The following is a 1,176-nucleotide window of genomic DNA, read 5'->3' on the forward strand; positions in this document are numbered from 1 at the left end:
AAGGACGTTGTAGTGTTCGACCAAACAGAGAAAGGTTTGGCAGAACTGGAAGAACGATTCGGCTGGGACGACGAGAAGCTAGACTCCATGCTAGTGCACGTCGAGGAGCAGGAGGTGGTGAAGGGGGCTAAGAAAACTCTCACCTCTCTCCGCACCGATTTGGAGAACGTGAAGAAGGAAGCCAAGAAGCCATACCTAGATGCAGGTAAGGCAATCGAAGACAAGTACAAGGAGGTACTGGCACGTGTCAAGAAGATTGAAGCTCCGATTGATGCAGCCATCGCCCGTCGTAAGAAGGCGGATGATGATGCAGCTAAGGCTGCTCAGGCTAAGAAGGATGCAGAGAAAGACGCACGCATCGCAGAGCTTGAGGCTCAGCTTAAAGCAGCAGGGCAAGACATAGCAGCTCCACCTGAGTTCGAACCTAAAGAGGTGGTGCTATCACTAGCCACTGCCAAGCAGGTGAAGGCAGCGAAGGAGCTGTTCACAGCTAAGGTCATCAACGACCTACTCATTGACAGTGAAGGTCAGGCATACGAACTGAAAGTAACTGTCAGCCGTTCAGAATTTAGCGAGGGCTAATCATGAAAGTACGTTTACTAAATGCAGGGGGCTACGAGACGTGTGGCTCTATGGAGTTTCCATGTGAGATAGACGTGGACACTGAGAACGTGTTGCCACGTATGGAGGATGGACCTTACGGTCTAGTCCTAGTTCCTGTCTCTACGCTACTTGAGCATGGTGGTACTAAGGGATTCACGACTGAGGACAAGCTAGCCTTTGTCCATAGCGTGGGTCCGATGGGACTGATGCTAGGTCTAGGCAATGAAGCCGAGGTAGTTGAGGAGTAGTTATGAGTAATGCCATCCAACGAGTGCACGACTACATGGTTGCCCGTGAAGATGAACGGGTAGATGTGCATGACATAGCCAAAGCTACTGGGCTAAAGCTGAACACTGTACGCACCTGTGTTTACCAACTGACAGTGGATAACCGCTTCGATGTTTATCACATCGCTAAGAATGTCTACATGTACTCATTGGAAAGGCAGGTCACAAAGAAAGCTACTCGTTCCCACTTGATTACATGGTGGGAGAAACGTAAGGAGATGGAAATCACTACTGGTCAGGTAGCGAAAGCACTTAACATCTCCAACCACTTTGCATCCCGATTGCT

2 protein-coding genes and 1 pseudogene are annotated in these 1,176 nt (G+C 49.7%); all 3 read left to right on the forward strand.

Annotated elements, in window-relative coordinates:
- On the forward strand, positions 1-582 hold a 582-nt coding region (locus ABMA70_RS16005), incomplete at its 5' end, for a hypothetical protein (RefSeq protein ID WP_393022409.1).
- A gap of 89 nt (positions 583-671) precedes the next feature.
- Complete coding sequence (locus ABMA70_RS16010) at positions 672-851, forward strand: hypothetical protein (RefSeq protein ID WP_392994214.1); 180 nt, start codon at positions 672-674, stop codon at positions 849-851.
- A gap of 2 nt (positions 852-853) precedes the next feature.
- Positions 854-1,176, forward strand: a pseudogene (locus ABMA70_RS16015) (hypothetical protein); the annotation flags it as partial.

This window comes from Halobacteriovorax sp. XZX-3, from assembly GCF_043196495.1.
Taxonomy (GTDB): domain Bacteria; phylum Bdellovibrionota; class Bacteriovoracia; order Bacteriovoracales; family Bacteriovoracaceae; genus Halobacteriovorax_A.